The sequence below is a fragment of the Vibrio sp. KUL78 genome, from assembly GCF_059725505.1.
This window is the reverse complement of the sequence record NZ_AP045837.1, coordinates 1,346,877-1,360,540: the sequence shown is the minus strand read 5'-3', so window position 1 is coordinate 1,360,540 and position 13,664 is coordinate 1,346,877. Positions and strand designations below refer to the sequence as shown.

At 45.7% G+C, this 13,664-nt stretch carries 12 protein-coding genes; 3 read left to right on the top strand and 9 right to left on the bottom strand.

The genetic code is table 11. From position 1 onward, the window contains the following. Positions 1-30 precede the first annotated feature (30 nt). The gene (locus AC6I8Y_RS06595; RefSeq protein WP_498021151.1) at positions 31-816 is read left to right on the top strand and encodes a peptidoglycan DD-metalloendopeptidase family protein; all 786 of its coding nucleotides are present in this window, start codon (positions 31-33) and stop codon (positions 814-816) included. A gap of 137 nt (positions 817-953) precedes the next feature. Here AC6I8Y_RS06595 and AC6I8Y_RS06590 read toward each other — a convergent pair whose 3' ends face one another. The 8 genes from AC6I8Y_RS06590 to AC6I8Y_RS06555 form a co-directional block, all read right to left on the bottom strand. Further along, positions 954-2,216, bottom strand: a complete 1,263-nt coding sequence (locus AC6I8Y_RS06590; RefSeq protein WP_498021149.1) for a quaternary amine ABC transporter ATP-binding protein — start codon at positions 2,214-2,216, stop codon at positions 954-956. Beyond that, positions 2,216-3,109, bottom strand: a complete 894-nt coding sequence (locus AC6I8Y_RS06585; RefSeq protein WP_234493950.1) for an ABC transporter permease — start codon at positions 3,107-3,109, stop codon at positions 2,216-2,218. The genes AC6I8Y_RS06590 and AC6I8Y_RS06585 overlap by 1 nt, the downstream gene beginning before the upstream one ends. Positions 3,110-3,238: 129 nt before the next feature. Continuing rightward, positions 3,239-4,249 carry an ABC transporter substrate-binding protein gene (locus tag AC6I8Y_RS06580; RefSeq protein ID WP_234493951.1) on the bottom strand — a complete coding sequence of 337 codons (1,011 nt, stop codon included), beginning with the start codon at positions 4,247-4,249 and terminating at the stop codon, positions 3,239-3,241. Then, the gene (locus tag AC6I8Y_RS06575; RefSeq protein ID WP_498021147.1) at positions 4,233-4,619 is read right to left on the bottom strand and encodes a hypothetical protein; all 387 of its coding nucleotides are present in this window, start codon (positions 4,617-4,619) and stop codon (positions 4,233-4,235) included. Before AC6I8Y_RS06575 ends, AC6I8Y_RS06580 begins: the two co-directional genes overlap by 17 nt. 542 nt (positions 4,620-5,161) lie before the next feature. Continuing rightward, the gene (gene glpC / locus AC6I8Y_RS06570) at positions 5,162-6,421 is read right to left on the bottom strand and encodes an anaerobic glycerol-3-phosphate dehydrogenase subunit GlpC (protein WP_394151945.1); all 1,260 of its coding nucleotides are present in this window, start codon (positions 6,419-6,421) and stop codon (positions 5,162-5,164) included. Further along, positions 6,418-7,779, bottom strand: coding sequence for a glycerol-3-phosphate dehydrogenase subunit GlpB (gene glpB, locus AC6I8Y_RS06565; protein WP_498021145.1), 1,362 nt, complete (start codon positions 7,777-7,779; stop codon positions 6,418-6,420). Before glpB ends, glpC begins: the two co-directional genes overlap by 4 nt. After that, a complete protein-coding gene (gene glpA / locus AC6I8Y_RS06560) occupies positions 7,776-9,431 on the bottom strand; it encodes an anaerobic glycerol-3-phosphate dehydrogenase subunit A (protein WP_498021143.1) in 1,656 nt (551 codons plus the stop codon). Before glpA ends, glpB begins: the two co-directional genes overlap by 4 nt. A gap of 183 nt (positions 9,432-9,614) precedes the next feature. After that, positions 9,615-10,376, bottom strand: a complete 762-nt coding sequence (locus AC6I8Y_RS06555) for a DeoR/GlpR family transcriptional regulator (RefSeq protein ID WP_128650176.1) — start codon at positions 10,374-10,376, stop codon at positions 9,615-9,617. A 314-nt stretch (positions 10,377-10,690) separates the two neighbouring features. Between AC6I8Y_RS06555 and AC6I8Y_RS06550 the strand changes: the two genes are divergently transcribed. Both AC6I8Y_RS06550 and glpK read left to right on the top strand, forming a co-directional pair. Then, on the top strand, positions 10,691-11,551 hold the full coding sequence (locus AC6I8Y_RS06550) for an MIP/aquaporin family protein (RefSeq protein WP_042477327.1): 861 nt from the start codon (positions 10,691-10,693) through the stop codon (positions 11,549-11,551). A gap of 57 nt (positions 11,552-11,608) precedes the next feature. After that, the gene (glpK, locus tag AC6I8Y_RS06545) at positions 11,609-13,132 is read left to right on the top strand and encodes a glycerol kinase GlpK (RefSeq protein ID WP_498021449.1); all 1,524 of its coding nucleotides are present in this window, start codon (positions 11,609-11,611) and stop codon (positions 13,130-13,132) included. A 90-nt stretch (positions 13,133-13,222) separates the two neighbouring features. On the opposite strand, the gene AC6I8Y_RS06540 is transcribed toward glpK, so the two are convergent. Continuing rightward, positions 13,223-13,651, bottom strand: coding sequence for a DUF3995 domain-containing protein (locus AC6I8Y_RS06540; protein WP_498021140.1), 429 nt, complete (start codon positions 13,649-13,651; stop codon positions 13,223-13,225). Between the last annotated feature and the right edge of the window lie 13 nt (positions 13,652-13,664).

Here is a 13,664-nt window from a genome sequence, read left to right as displayed (position 1 = left end):
AGTACATCATATGAGATTCAATCATTTGAAATGCCACCTTCTCCTATCGACAATCATTATACTGGTGAAGTTAAAGGCTCTTTCTTTATATCTGCATTAGAAGCTGGTTTAAGTAGTCAGCAAGTCAATAAGCTTTTCAACAAACTGACTGGTCATTTTGACTTTTTCTCGTCTGTTGAAGAGGGCGGCAGGTTTGTCGTTAGTACCGAGTTGGGTAATAAAAGCTCGTTCACCGGCTTTTTGTATCAGAACCACAGGGGGGACTTTATCGCCATACTGCACAAAAATGGAAGGCTATATAATGCCAAAGCAGAGCCCCTAAACCCTGTATTCTTAACTAACCCAACCTTTTCCAAATACCCAATAAGCTCACACTTTGATCCCTATCGAGTCCATCCAGTAACAAGGCTCACTGTGCCTCATAATGGTACTGATTATATGCTGCCTGTTGGGAGTAGTGTTGTTAGTGTCGGGTCAGGCACTATTGTTGCTGCTCGTTATGACAAATACGCGGGTAACTACATCACGATTCGACATACTGACAATTACCTATCTAGATACTTACATCTGTCTAAGATTCTGGTTTCGGTTGGCGATGAAGTACATGCCGGGCAAAAAATAGCTAAGAGTGGTAACACCGGCAGAACGACGGGAGCACACTTACACTTTGAGCTACTCAAAAATGGGAGGCCTATAGACTTTGTGGAATGGAGTGATAAGAATCGCGGAAGTGCATTTGAAGCTGGACTATCACCAAGCGAAACGCAAGATGTAATCCATACCGCTAAGGGTTTGCTCAACAAGATAAGAAACTGATTTGATCACTCTGCGGTTTACTCTGCATTCGTTCCAAGAGGACAAAAAAAGCGCAAACCATAGGTTTGCGCTTTTCAGTTAACATTCAGTTCGCCAGACTATTGCCTAGACGCTTCGGTCATCATGACCATCTTTGCCTAAGCAGCCCCTTTATCCGACAAGCGCTCATCAACCGTTGCTTCATTGCTCTCTGAAGACTCGCTCGTAGTACTATCACTCAATACCTCTGCAAGCGTCGACTTAGATAAATGGCCTTGTAGGTCACCATTATCATCAACCACAGGAAGTGGATGGTCGCTGTCGAGCGTTTCAGGAATGACTTCTTCAAGCAAAGCATCACTTTGAACAGCTGGAACGTCATCCAACAAGTCTTCCGGTATCTCTTTGTGATAATCGCTTTTGTTTACCTGCTCCAACGTTTCTTGAGTAATGACACCTTGGTATCCATCATCGTTGACGACGTATCCGTAATCTTCAGAAGATTTACGCATCTGGCTAATGGCCTCGCCTAATGTCTCCGCGGTGATACGCAGAACAGGAGGTTGCATGACAGTTTCAACGGTCAGTGCTCGAGCTCGATTCACATCTTTAACAAACGCTTCTACATAATCGTCCGCTGGGTTAAGAAGGATGTCGACGGGCTTGTCTTGCTGCACAACGACACCGTCGCGCAAGATGGCGATACGGTCACCGATACGAAGTGCTTCATCCAAATCATGGGTAATGAAAATGATGGTTTTGTGGAGTTTTTCCTGAAGTTCGATTAGTTGATCTTGCATCTCACTTCGAATCAGCGGATCGAGTGCAGAGAAGGCTTCGTCCATCAGTAGGATCTCAGCATCAGTACACAATGCTCGGGCGAGTCCAACACGCTGTTGTTGTCCGCCAGACAACTGGCTAGGATACTGAGCTTCATAGCCTTCTAGACCAACGGTTTTTATCCAAGACTTTGCAGTGTCTAACCGTTTTGCCTTTTCCATCCCTTGGATTTGCAAACCATAAGCGACGTTATCAATCACGGTTTTGTGCGGAAGTAAGCCAAAGCGCTGGAATACCATTGACATCTTGTGGCGTCGAAACTCACGCAGTTCTTTGTCAGAGAGCTTCATGACATCGGAACCATCAACAATGATCTCTCCTTCACTTGGGTCAATAAGACGGTTGAAGTGTCGAATGAGTGTCGATTTTCCCGAGCCAGATAGTCCCATAATCACAAAGATTTCTCCCGGATAGACGTCTAGGTTAATGTCTTTGAGGCCAAGGGTATGTCCGGTACGCGCTAGGAGGTCATCTTTTGATTCGCCATCCTTCACGGCTTGAAGATAGGACTTATCTTTAGGACCAAATATCTTATACAGATTCTTAATTTGAATCATAGGTTGAGGTTGAGTAGTGCTCATTATTCTCTACCTCCTAAGTGAGCTTGGGTACGTTTTGCATAGCTTTGTGAAACACGGTCAAAAATGATGGCAAGCGCCACAATAGCAAGACCATTAAGTAAACCAAGCGTGAAATATTGGTTGGTAATGGATTTTAGAACTGGCTGACCTAAACCCTTCACACCGATCATCGATGCAATCACGACCATCGCAAGTGCCATCATGATAGTTTGGTTGATACCCGCCATGATGTTAGGCATTGCCAACGGTACCTGCACACCAAAAAGGCGCTGGGCCGGACTAGCGCCATATGCGGTTGCGGCCTCTAGTACTTCTTTATCTACAAGTCGAATCCCTAAATCAGTCAAACGTATGACTGGTGGAATCGCGTAGATCACAACAGCAATGACGCCAGGGATTTTACCGATGCCAAGCAGCATGACGACAGGAATCAAATACACAAACGCTGGCATGGTCTGCATTATGTCAAGTATAGGGGTAATGATGGCTCTGGCTTTTTTGGACTGAGCCATGAGGATCCCGGTGGGTATCCCGAGGGCTATTGCGAGCATGGTTGAGACTAAAATGATGCTCATGGTTCGCATCGTATTGTCCCACATGCCGAAGAAGCCGATAACAAAGAAGGCGATACCAACAGAAGCGCTGAGTTTCCAAGATCGACTCGCGACATAAGCGAGACCAACCAAAATACCAATGATTAGCCACCATGGGCTAGAAAGCAGTAGCTTCTCGAACCAAATCAAAAAGCTTAATAATGGGTCAAATAGAGATTCGATGGTGTCGCCATATTCTCGAGAGAAGTCTCGATAGGCACCATCTAGCGTTTTTCGTATTTCTAGTAGTTGTTTGCGGTCTAACTGAGGTATTTCACTCAACCACGTGGCATTAGACATCTGTTACTCCTTGATTACTTCTGCCAGAAGCAGCGATCAACGCTGCTTAGTGTTCGCATTCAAAAATGGCGAACTTGTATCAATTAATTAAGGGGCTATCCCTCTAGCCCCTTTTACTACCGACTCGGTTTATAGTTCATCTACTGCTTTTTGTACTTTTGCAGCGACATCAGGTGTTAACCATGTAGACCACGTTGACTTGTACTCTTTCATAAAGTGCTCAACAGCGTATTCGCCATCGGCTTGCTCGTCTTCCATCCAAGCCAAAAGACCGTTCATTTGTGCGTTGGTAAACTCACGCTTAGCAAAGTACTCCATCGCCTCTGGAGAGCGCTTGGCGAAGTCCGTTGTCACAACCGTTTCCACGATTGATGGTGGATACATAGTTGCTTTAGGCTCTAGACAAGTTTCTTGAGTGATACACTCTTTAAACATCGTCTCATCAACACCACTACCGAAGTCGACTTTAACCATTTTGTACTTACCTAGAACGGCTGTCGGTGCCCAGTAGTAACCAAACCACGCTTCTTCGCGCTCATAAGCTTTAGCAATTGAGCCTGAAAGACCCGCACCTGACCCTGGATCGATAACTTCAAATCCTTTTTCTTCCATACCTAGTGCAGTGAATAGATTGCCAGCAGAGATTTGGCAGTTCCAACCAGCAGGACAAGAATAAAATGCCGATTTGCTTGGATCTTCTGGGTGCTTAAACATTTTAGCGTTGGCTAACACTCCCTCAATCGTTGCCATTGATGGGTCTTTGGCAACCATATACTCAGGAACCCAAAACCCCTCTTCACCACCATCGGTTAGAGTGGTACCTGCGTATTGAATTTGACCTTCTTTCACGCCCATATCCAGTGCTTCACGCATAGAGTTACTCCAAAACTCTGGCGCAATATCTGGCTGACCTTTGGAGATCATGGAAGCACCCGTTGGTTGAGTATCACCTGGTACGAGCTCAGCGTCGCAATCGAATCCGTGTTGAAGTATGAATTTGTCGACATTCGCGATGAGGGTTGCAGAGTTCCAGTTCATATCCGCAATGGTGACTGCACCACACTCGTCAGCCGAGGCAGTTTGAAGAGAACTTGCAGCGAGAAGAGACGAAAACAATAACGTCCTAGTTAAGTTTTTCATAGTAATTTCCATATTGGTTTTTCAATAAGTGTATGAACAGTGGGTTATTATTACAAATTTCATTTACATTCCGTTTACAACCAAAAGTCTTCGCCTTAACGGCGATGCTTGCGTTGCGCATGATAACTCTGGATGTCAGCACGCCTTTAGCGCTCATGCCTCTATGACAGGTTTCTTCATGGTCGTAGGTAAGGTTAGGTGGAATGTTTTCTGGAACAACAACCTGCACTACTTTGCCATTTTGAAGGCCAATCAGTGCTTTTTGCATTGCGCGTGGGATGAACGGACTCGAAGCCGAAAAAGCCACATCCGTCGATAGAATATTTGGTTCAGAATCGAGAGCACGAGCTAGACTTAAACAACTAGTCATATCGTCCTACTGTTCATCAGAGATCGTTTAAGCGTAAGCATTCCGGTCCGCGTACTCAAATGCAGAAAACGGCGCTCGATTACGTGTGCAACGCTCGTTCTATCAACATCGAGTGCGAGCATCCTTCCTGTGTAATCCCCAAACAATGTGTGCCGTCCCTTAACTTCCAGAATGGGATCCATGTTGAGCTGTCCTTAAAAGCACTTTGTAATGTAACGTTTAGCACTCTAAGTAAACTAGAGCACAAATTCAAGGTATGACATTCTGTTAACAATAAAAAAGCACCTATAAACAGGTGCTTTTGATTGATCATTAAACATCACCAAAATATGGTAAGGCCTTGTTAAAACAAGGAATTATTAGAAAGACCATTCCTAAATCTTGATAAACTGCAAATTATTTTAAGTTTTTGATATCAAACGCAACAATTAGCAACCCCTTGACAAATGAGTGGCAATGCAAATTCCAGCGAAATATTTATTTAGTACACTAACTTTTTGCGTTCAAATCAACATTAAACAAAGCACTAAAACCAACTAACACTAATCGAAATCTAGCGCCTCCACTAGAATCGAAAGAGGATGAACACAGGACAAACGCGTGTTCTCTTCTATCTGCCAGCGACAGGTTTCACAGTCAGAAATCGCATAGTCGGCATCCGACTGATTAATTTGTTCGAATAAGCCTTTACCTATTTCCATAGAAACATCGTAGTTCTCTCGCTTATAACCATACGTACCCGCTAGCCCACAACATTCGCTATCCAACACTTTAACCGTCAGCCCTGGGATCATTTTCAGTAGCTCAATTGTGAATATATGATCGCCACTGCGCTCTAGGTGACACGGGGTGTGATACACAATGGTTTTGTTGACAGGTTTCATCGCTGGAATGTTGCCTTCTCTACATTCACTCAGCATAAAGCGGCTAAATAGATGTATCCGATCCGCGACTTTTTGATTGTCTACATCTAAAACGTGAGGATACTCCTCTTGTAAGGTGAAAGCGCAGGTTGAAGAGGTGGATATGACCGCTTCAGAACGACCTGTCAGGGCTTTCTCGAGATGTTCCACATTGAGTTTGGCATTCTTCTGCGCCTTACTATGAAATCCATTGGCAATCAAAGGCACACCGCAACACTTCTCACGTTCGAGTAACTGTACGCCAATATTCATGGCATTCATGACACGAATAAAGTTATGCCCAACACTGTGGTCATTGTAATTAACATAACAACCGTGAAAGTAGCTCACTTGGCGTCGATATTTGCTCTGGTCTGGCACATGCTTCTTGTACCAAGATCGAAACGTTCCGTGGGAGTATTTGGGTAGCGACTTATGATCATGCACTTGAATCGTATGATGCATGACTTTCTTAACGACCGATTGCTCAGTTAGTTTGTTTATCACCGGCGCAAAAGGTGTCGCCAAAGAACCAAACAAATCAGTATGGCTTAACACGTAGTCGCGTGCGGTAGTCAGGCTAAGCGGCTTACGCCCATGCTCTCTTCGAGCGACTGCGATAATGTCACCAATCCTAACCCCGGACGGACATGCTGTTTCGCAGCGTTTGCAGTTAGTGCAGAGCTTTAGCACATCGTCAAAAAACTCAGGACTTTTTAATCTAAGTCTTTCACCATCTGGGCCGCACTGTTTGGGTCCTGGATATTCTGGATTGGCTTTAGCGACAGGGCAATACACGGTACAGACAGTGCATTTAATGCATTTTTCAAATGATGGCGATTGGTGCTCATCACCACTATTAGTTACAGCAATGAGTTCAGCTGGACGTACTGCGGTCATGCCATCTCTCCTTTTCTCTGCTCACTTATCGCTTCGGGAATGGTGTTTACGGATGATTTTGCAATGACATGTTCAGCGACTTTATATCCAGTGCTGATTGCAACGCCACCCCCACAGCCATGTGCAATCGGATCATAGTGGGGCAAAATAGAGCCAGCACAATAAAGGTTTTCCAACGTTCTACCTGCTTTGGTAGGCTGAAAATGTTGGTTTGTCTCAACGCCAAAGCTTAAGAATGGGTGTGATGATTGTGAGAAAAACTGCTCTGAATACCACTGGTCTCGCGACCCTTGGGTAGCAATATCGAGGTCAAAAATAGGCTCAGTAACCTTGTTGAGACCTGCAACCAAACCTTTGCTGAAGAAACTGCCGGTTGCTAAAACAAAGTACTCGGCATTGATAGGCACTGTCTTAAGTTTTTTGGTATAGATACACGCCAAAAACAGCTGTTCACCAGATGGCCTAAACACACCGCTTGTCACCTCATCACCGACATGTAATGTCCCCCCAGCTTCGATAAACGCGCGTCTTAACGTGTCTTCTATACGAATTCCCAAGAGTGATGGAGGCATGGTTGGCACTTCGTGAAAACGCAGGTGCGTTTCTTGTGCCAACTTATCCATCAAGGTAAGGCCATCTCCATTTCCCAATATAGAAGGCAAGATGACAAGATCGTTGGGAGTAGCAACGTTTCTTAACTGCGAACAAAATTGAGAGAAATGTTGAGGTTGGCGCAGCAGTCTCGATACGTCTATTGAACGAAACTCATGGCAGTTTCGAGATTCTAAACCCGCCGCATCAAGGCCGACTTTGACCACTCTCACCTCGATTCCTTCGAGCTCTGGCATAGAAGCGAGCTTGGCCCTGGCAATCTCAGGTTGAAAGTCACGAAACCCCTCTACAGAGACAAGCACGATGCGCTTGATGCTAGAGAGTTCGGCATAATCAAAGTCTAAAGGAAACACATAAGGTTGTGACAGCCATGTCGCTTTGAGTGAACCTAAACTCGCGATTCGATAATGGTTTTCTAGCGACTGATTATGATTCAGTGGTAATCCATGATTGCCAACAAACTGCTTAAACCATTGCAACGATTCAAGAACGCTTGCTCGACCTATTTTGGAATAAGGATGTTCAGGCATCTGTTGAGTCAAACGATCGATCTCATCGAACGGGGCTCTTACCGCTTTGCCATCGACTGGGGAATGACTAAGCACATCAATTGAACCTGAGGAAAAGTGCATAGCACTTTGTCCATGGCTTACCACGGCGGTCTTCCACCCTTGTTCAAGGAACCGCAATGCGCTGGTGTAACCAGCAACTCCACCGCCGATAACGACAACGTCATAGTTAATCATTGCAACTCCTCCCCAACTGGGCTGCGAGTCGACTCAGTATTAGTGAGCTCATCAGCACCAAATAACCCTTGATAAATCCAGTAGCTAAACTCGGCTTCTCGTAGCGCATCCCCCCACAGAACGGGCTTGGTGCCTTTCCAGCGCTCTTCTAAAAAGTCGGTAAGAATCTCCCCTACCTCGATTCCAGAAAAATTGCCGTACTCTGCCATTAAGCTCGCCGCTCGATAACTACAAAGCTCTCCTTGGCAAGGCCCCATACCTAGCCGAGTTCTCCGTCTAAGGTCGACAAGGTTATGTACATCAAGCGCTTTAATCGCATACTCGATCTCGCCGGCAGTCACCATTTCACATTCGCAAATGACAGATTGGCTTGCTTTGTCGTCAGATAAAAAGCCGAGTGCTCGCTCACCATGGCGATCAATCGCGGACTGATAGACAGGTTTTGCAATGCTTGCTGTGTTTTTCGTCTGTTTAGGAGAGTTAGCCGAGCCTGGCAAGGGAATCGTGTGAGTCGTACAAGGGGTAGTGTTGCCTAGCTTTTGCGCTACGGAATCAGTCGCCATCTCAGCCATTAAGCGGTAAGTCATGAGTTTGCCGCCGGTAATTGTCGTGAAGCCATGCAAGCCATCATGCTGCGTATGATCGACAAGCACGATACCTCGGCTTATGTTGCGACCACTGCTATCTTCACTTAAAGAAACGAGCGGTCTGACTCCCGCATAAGCTCTGAGTACTCGGCTATGACTCATAATCGGCGCAAGCTTGGCACCTTCTTCTAACAAGGTATCGACTTCTTCAGGGGTAACGTGGAGGTTATCGATCTGGTCGTAGTCAATATGTTCCGATGTGGTACCAATAAGCGAAATGGTATCCCCAGGTACGAGAATGTCGGCGTCAGATGGTTTACGGCAGCGGTTGATTACTCGATTGTTAATACGATAATCGAGTATCAGTAGTGACCCTTTTGCTGGAAACATCTTCACACTAAGGTCTGCATATTCGCAGATCGTTTGCCCCCAAATACCCGCAGCGTTAATGACCTCTTGCGCGAAAACCTCAAAGGGTAAATTTGTGCGAGTATTGAGTGCATTGACGCCTATTACGCGATCACCCTCTCGAATCAAAGAGGTCACAATACAGTGACTAAACAAGCGCGCACCGTGCTCTTTAGCATCAAGCACATTGGATGCACAGAGTCGAAAAGGGTCGATCGTACCGTCGGGCACTTGGATAGCACCTAGCATCTTTGGATTCGCATTTGGCTCAAACGCAAGCGCTTCTTTGGTTGTTAAGCGCTTGGTCTCGATTCCGGCAATATCGCACGCAGCAATAAACTCATCCTGAAAGCTCAGTTCATCTTCTGGCAGAGTGATAAAGAGTCCGCCCGTATCTTCAACACAATGAGCGGCTATGGACTTGAGTATTCGATTTTCGGCAATACATTCGGAGGCAGATTCAGGATCAGTGACAGCATATCTGGCGCCTGAGTGCAGCAGTCCATGATTTCTCCCTGTTGTTCCCGATGCGAGATCATCACGCTCAATTAATATGCAGTCGATGCCTCGAAGTGCGCAATCACGCATGATGCCTGAGCCTGTGGCACCGCCCCCTATGATAATGACGTCTGTTTGATAACGAGCTGTTGCCTTCATTGCATTTTACCCACTGAATATACGCACAATTATTGTGGCATTAAAATGCAACCAGTTTCGCGATTTTGCTCACAAATGCTCGTTCGAGCATTTTAATTTACCAATTACTTTCGATTGAAAGTATAAATACAAAAAAACCAGCCATATGGCTGGTCCTATTGACTAAAAACAAGTTATGAAAAACTAGGCAACTTCGATATTTATATCGTTTTCCTTCAGAACATTGCATATTTCTTGGGGCGGTTTCATATCGGTAATGACCAAATCGACTTCTTCAATGCCACCGAGTTTTACCATGGCGTTTCGACCAAACTTACTATGATCAACGCCCAACAAGACGCTTCGGCTGTTTTCGATAATTGCTCGTTTTACACGAACCTCATGGTAATCGAAATCTAACAGCGAACCATCATAGTCGATGCCACTTATGCCAAGAATACCGAAGTCCAATCTGAACTGAGCGACGAAGTCGATGGTTGATTCCCCGGTTACACCACCGTCTTTTCCACGCACTTCACCCCCTGCGAGTATGACTCGAAAGCTTTCTTTGTGCATGAGCATTGAGGCAACGTTTATATTGTTAGTTACAATACGTAAGTCATTGTGTTCATTCAACAAAGCTTTGGCAATCGCTTCAGGCGTCGTGCCAATATCGATGAACAATGTCGCGCCATTCGGTATGTGTTTGACTAGCTGAGCAGCGATCCTTTCTTTCTCTGCCTGACTCGATACCTTCCTGCTCTGATAGGATGAGTTTTCAGAACTCGTCACTATGGTCGCGCCACCGTGGTTACGCTTAATTTTGTTCGCATCCGCTAATTCGTTCAGATCTCTACGAATGGTTTGCGGGCTCACATGAAACTTATCGACCAAGTCTTCAGTACTGACGTACCCGTGTGTCGTCACCAATTCGATGATTTCCTGATGTCGCTTTATCGCTTTCAACCACACTCCCTCGCGCTCAAACTATGTTATTACTTGATTTTACTGTGTCTTGCACATGTTTTAAATAGCGCCAAACCGAAATGTATTCCCTCTTCACTAAACGCTCAATACCCGAGCAAAAATACACATTCAGCTGCATAAAAAACCCTTTAAACGAACATTAAATGTGCTTTAGTTAACATTTATGAACATAATGCGAACATTTTTAACTTTCGTACGCACATTTGAGATCTGACCGAGATTTCCATTTTTTTATTTTGGCTACAATCCTCACCGCATTTGATGGCATATGAATCAAGACCAAGGAAAGAACTATGAGTATAAAAAAAGATCCTGCGTTACTCGGTCAGTGTATCGCGGAGTTTATTGGAACTGGCTTGTTGATATTTTGGGGGGTCGGATGTGTGGCGGCTTTGGTATTAACCGGCGCTGAATTCGGTCAATGGGAAGTCAGTATCGTTTGGGGTTTAGCGGTAGCGCTAGCTGTTTACTGTACGGCGGGTGTGTCCGGAGCACACATTAACCCTGCGGTGACAATTGCGCTCGCAGCGTTCCATGGCTTTGAGAAGCACAAGGTACTGCCTTACATTTTTTCTCAAGTTGCCGGAGCGTTCTGTGCGGCTGCTTTAGTCTACGGCTTGTATAGCAACTTATTTGTCGACTGGGAAGTCGCTAACGGCGTTGCCCGTGATACGCCAGAGGCGCTAGCTACCGCGGGCATCTTTTCCACTTACCCTAATGCGTCACTCTCATTTTTCGGTGCCGCTGCGGTCGAGTTTACGATTACTGCAGTACTGATGTTTGGGATCCTAGCCTTTGGTGACAGCAACAATGGCGGTGAGTCACGAGGTGCAATGGTACCACTTCTCATTGGCTTATTGGTTGCAACTATAGGTGGCTCACTTGGTCCACTAACAGGATTTGCTATGAACCCTGCTCGTGATTTTGGACCAAAGCTGTTCGCTTATTTTGCTGGTTGGGATTACGCGCTAAGCGGCGCTAGAGACATCCCTTACTTTATCGTTCCAATCTTTGCCACCATTGCTGGCGGTCTATTTGGCGGGTGGCTGTACCCGAAAGTGATTGGCGCTTACCTTCCTGCTGCAGGTGGCTGCACTAGCCCAGCTCAATGCGATGACGAAGTGGAGGTGAATGACACCGAAGCTCACGTGTAAACACAACAACTCTATCCCCTACAAATAATGAATAAAAAATGAAAACAGAAGGACACTATTATGACTAAGAAATACATCGTCGCTCTCGATCAAGGGACCACCAGTTCTCGTACCGTTGTTCTCGATCATGATGCAAATATTGTCAGTGTCGCGCAGCGAGAATTTACTCAAATCTATCCAGAAGCAGGCTGGGTTGAACATGATCCACTAGAAATTTACGCGACGCAGAGCTCTACATTAATCGAAGCTCTGGGTCAAAAAGGCATTACCTCCGACGAAGTCGCTGCTATCGGTATCACTAACCAGCGTGAAACGACCATCGTTTGGAACAAAGAGACGGGCGCTCCCGTCTACAACGCTATTGTTTGGCAGTGTCGCCGTACCGCAGAAATCTGTGAAGAACTAAAAGCACGCGATGGTCTTGAAGCTTATATTCGAGAAAACACGGGTCTTGTTCTCGACCCTTACTTCTCAGGCACCAAGGTTAAATGGATTTTAGATAACGTAGAAGGCGCTCGCCAGCAAGCCGAGGAAGGCAAGCTGATGTTTGGTACCGTGGACACTTGGCTAGTTTGGAAGATGACCCAAGGTCGCGTTCATGTCACTGACTACACCAACGCATCAAGAACCATGCTATTTAATATCAATACTCTAGAATGGGACGAACGCATTCTTAAAGAGTTTGATATCCCACTTTCCATGATGCCTAAGGTCAAACCTTCGTCAGAGGTTTACGGTCAAACTAACATTGGTGGTAAAGGTGGCACGCGTATACCTATTGCTGGTATCGCTGGAGATCAACAAGCTGCACTATTTGGTCAAATGTGTGTCGAACCAGGTCAGGCGAAGAACACCTATGGCACGGGCTGTTTCATGCTAATGAATACAGGCAAGGAGAAAATCACCTCTAAGAACTCTTTGTTAACGACCATCGCTTGCGGACCAAAAGGCGAACTTGCTTACGCGTTGGAGGGTTCGGTATTTATGGGCGGCGCTTCTATTCAATGGCTACGCGATGAAATGAAGCTGTTGAATGACGCCAAAGACTCTGAATACTTTGCAAACAAGGTCGAATCCAGCAATGGAGTCTATGTGGTTCCAGCCTTTACTGGTCTTGGTGCACCCTACTGGGATGCTTATGCTCGTGGCACCATCATTGGTATGACTCGAGGCACAGGTGCAAACCACATCATTCGCGCAACGCTTGAGAGTATCGCTTATCAAAGCCGCGATGTGATTGATGCGATGCAAGCCGACTCTGGAATCAAGCTAGCTTCTCTGCGCGTTGATGGTGGCGCAGTCGCGAATAACTTCCTGATGCAGTTCCAAGCGGATCTATTGAACACAGAAGTACAGCGACCTCAAGTTGTTGAGGTTACCGCTCTTGGTGCTGCATATCTTGCAGGTATCGCAGTTGGGTTCTGGAGTGGTTTGGAAGAGGTGTCTGATAAAGCTGAAATCGATAGAACCTTCACACCATCTGATGATGAAGAAAAACGTGAAGCACGTTACAGCGGTTGGAAACGAGCAGTGCAAGGCGTATTGAGCTGGTCTGAGATCGCGCATGCAGACAAGCGCTAAGCAAAGTTAACGCGTTGATCTAATTAGTTAGCTCTCTATATCTCAAGGTAGAGAGCTAATATCACCACTTGCCAAATTGCACTCTATTCATCATTTCATTCCCCATGCAAGATAGAAGTAACCTGCTCCCAAACAAAGACACAGCGGCGAATAAAGCCATGTATCCAATCGAGCGAACTGGCCTTGTTGGTTTTTCTTACTAAAACCAACTAGGTTGAAGTCTCCCACCGCCCTGAGAACAAAAATTGCGCCTACGAATAATGCCATCCACTCAATATAATTTTTGAGTATCTGAGGTGTTGCTATTGCGTCAGTCAAGCTGAGAGACAATAACGCGAAAACAGCAAGAGCGGCTGCAACAAGCAAAGTGATCAACGCACCCGGAGTGAATGCCTTGCTACCTTCGACGACCGGAATCGCTAGATGGACGCCTTTCTTGCCGCCAAAAGCCCAATAAACATGTATCAGTGAGATTGCGAATAGAATGCCAGAAATAGTGAAAGCAATGAGTAAAGGCATTGAGTTTCCTCTA

Coding starts and splice junctions, on each gene's coding strand:
- AC6I8Y_RS06595 (WP_498021151.1), top strand. CDS start 31: ATGCCACCTTCTCCTATCGACAATCATTATACTGGTGAAGTTAAAGGC.
- AC6I8Y_RS06590 (WP_498021149.1), bottom strand. CDS start 2,216: ATGAGCACTACTCAACCTCAACCTATGATTCAAATTAAGAATCTGTAT.
- AC6I8Y_RS06585 (WP_234493950.1), bottom strand. CDS start 3,109: ATGTCTAATGCCACGTGGTTGAGTGAAATACCTCAGTTAGACCGCAAA.
- AC6I8Y_RS06580 (WP_234493951.1), bottom strand. CDS start 4,249: ATGAAAAACTTAACTAGGACGTTATTGTTTTCGTCTCTTCTCGCTGCA.
- AC6I8Y_RS06575 (WP_498021147.1), bottom strand. CDS start 4,619: ATGACTAGTTGTTTAAGTCTAGCTCGTGCTCTCGATTCTGAACCAAAT.
- glpC (WP_394151945.1), bottom strand. CDS start 6,421: ATGACCGCAGTACGTCCAGCTGAACTCATTGCTGTAACTAATAGTGGT.
- glpB (WP_498021145.1), bottom strand. CDS start 7,779: ATGATTAACTATGACGTTGTCGTTATCGGCGGTGGAGTTGCTGGTTAC.
- glpA (WP_498021143.1), bottom strand. CDS start 9,431: ATGAAGGCAACAGCTCGTTATCAAACAGACGTCATTATCATAGGGGGC.
- AC6I8Y_RS06550 (WP_042477327.1), top strand. CDS start 10,691: ATGAGTATAAAAAAAGATCCTGCGTTACTCGGTCAGTGTATCGCGGAG.
- AC6I8Y_RS06540 (WP_498021140.1), bottom strand. CDS start 13,651: ATGCCTTTACTCATTGCTTTCACTATTTCTGGCATTCTATTCGCAATC.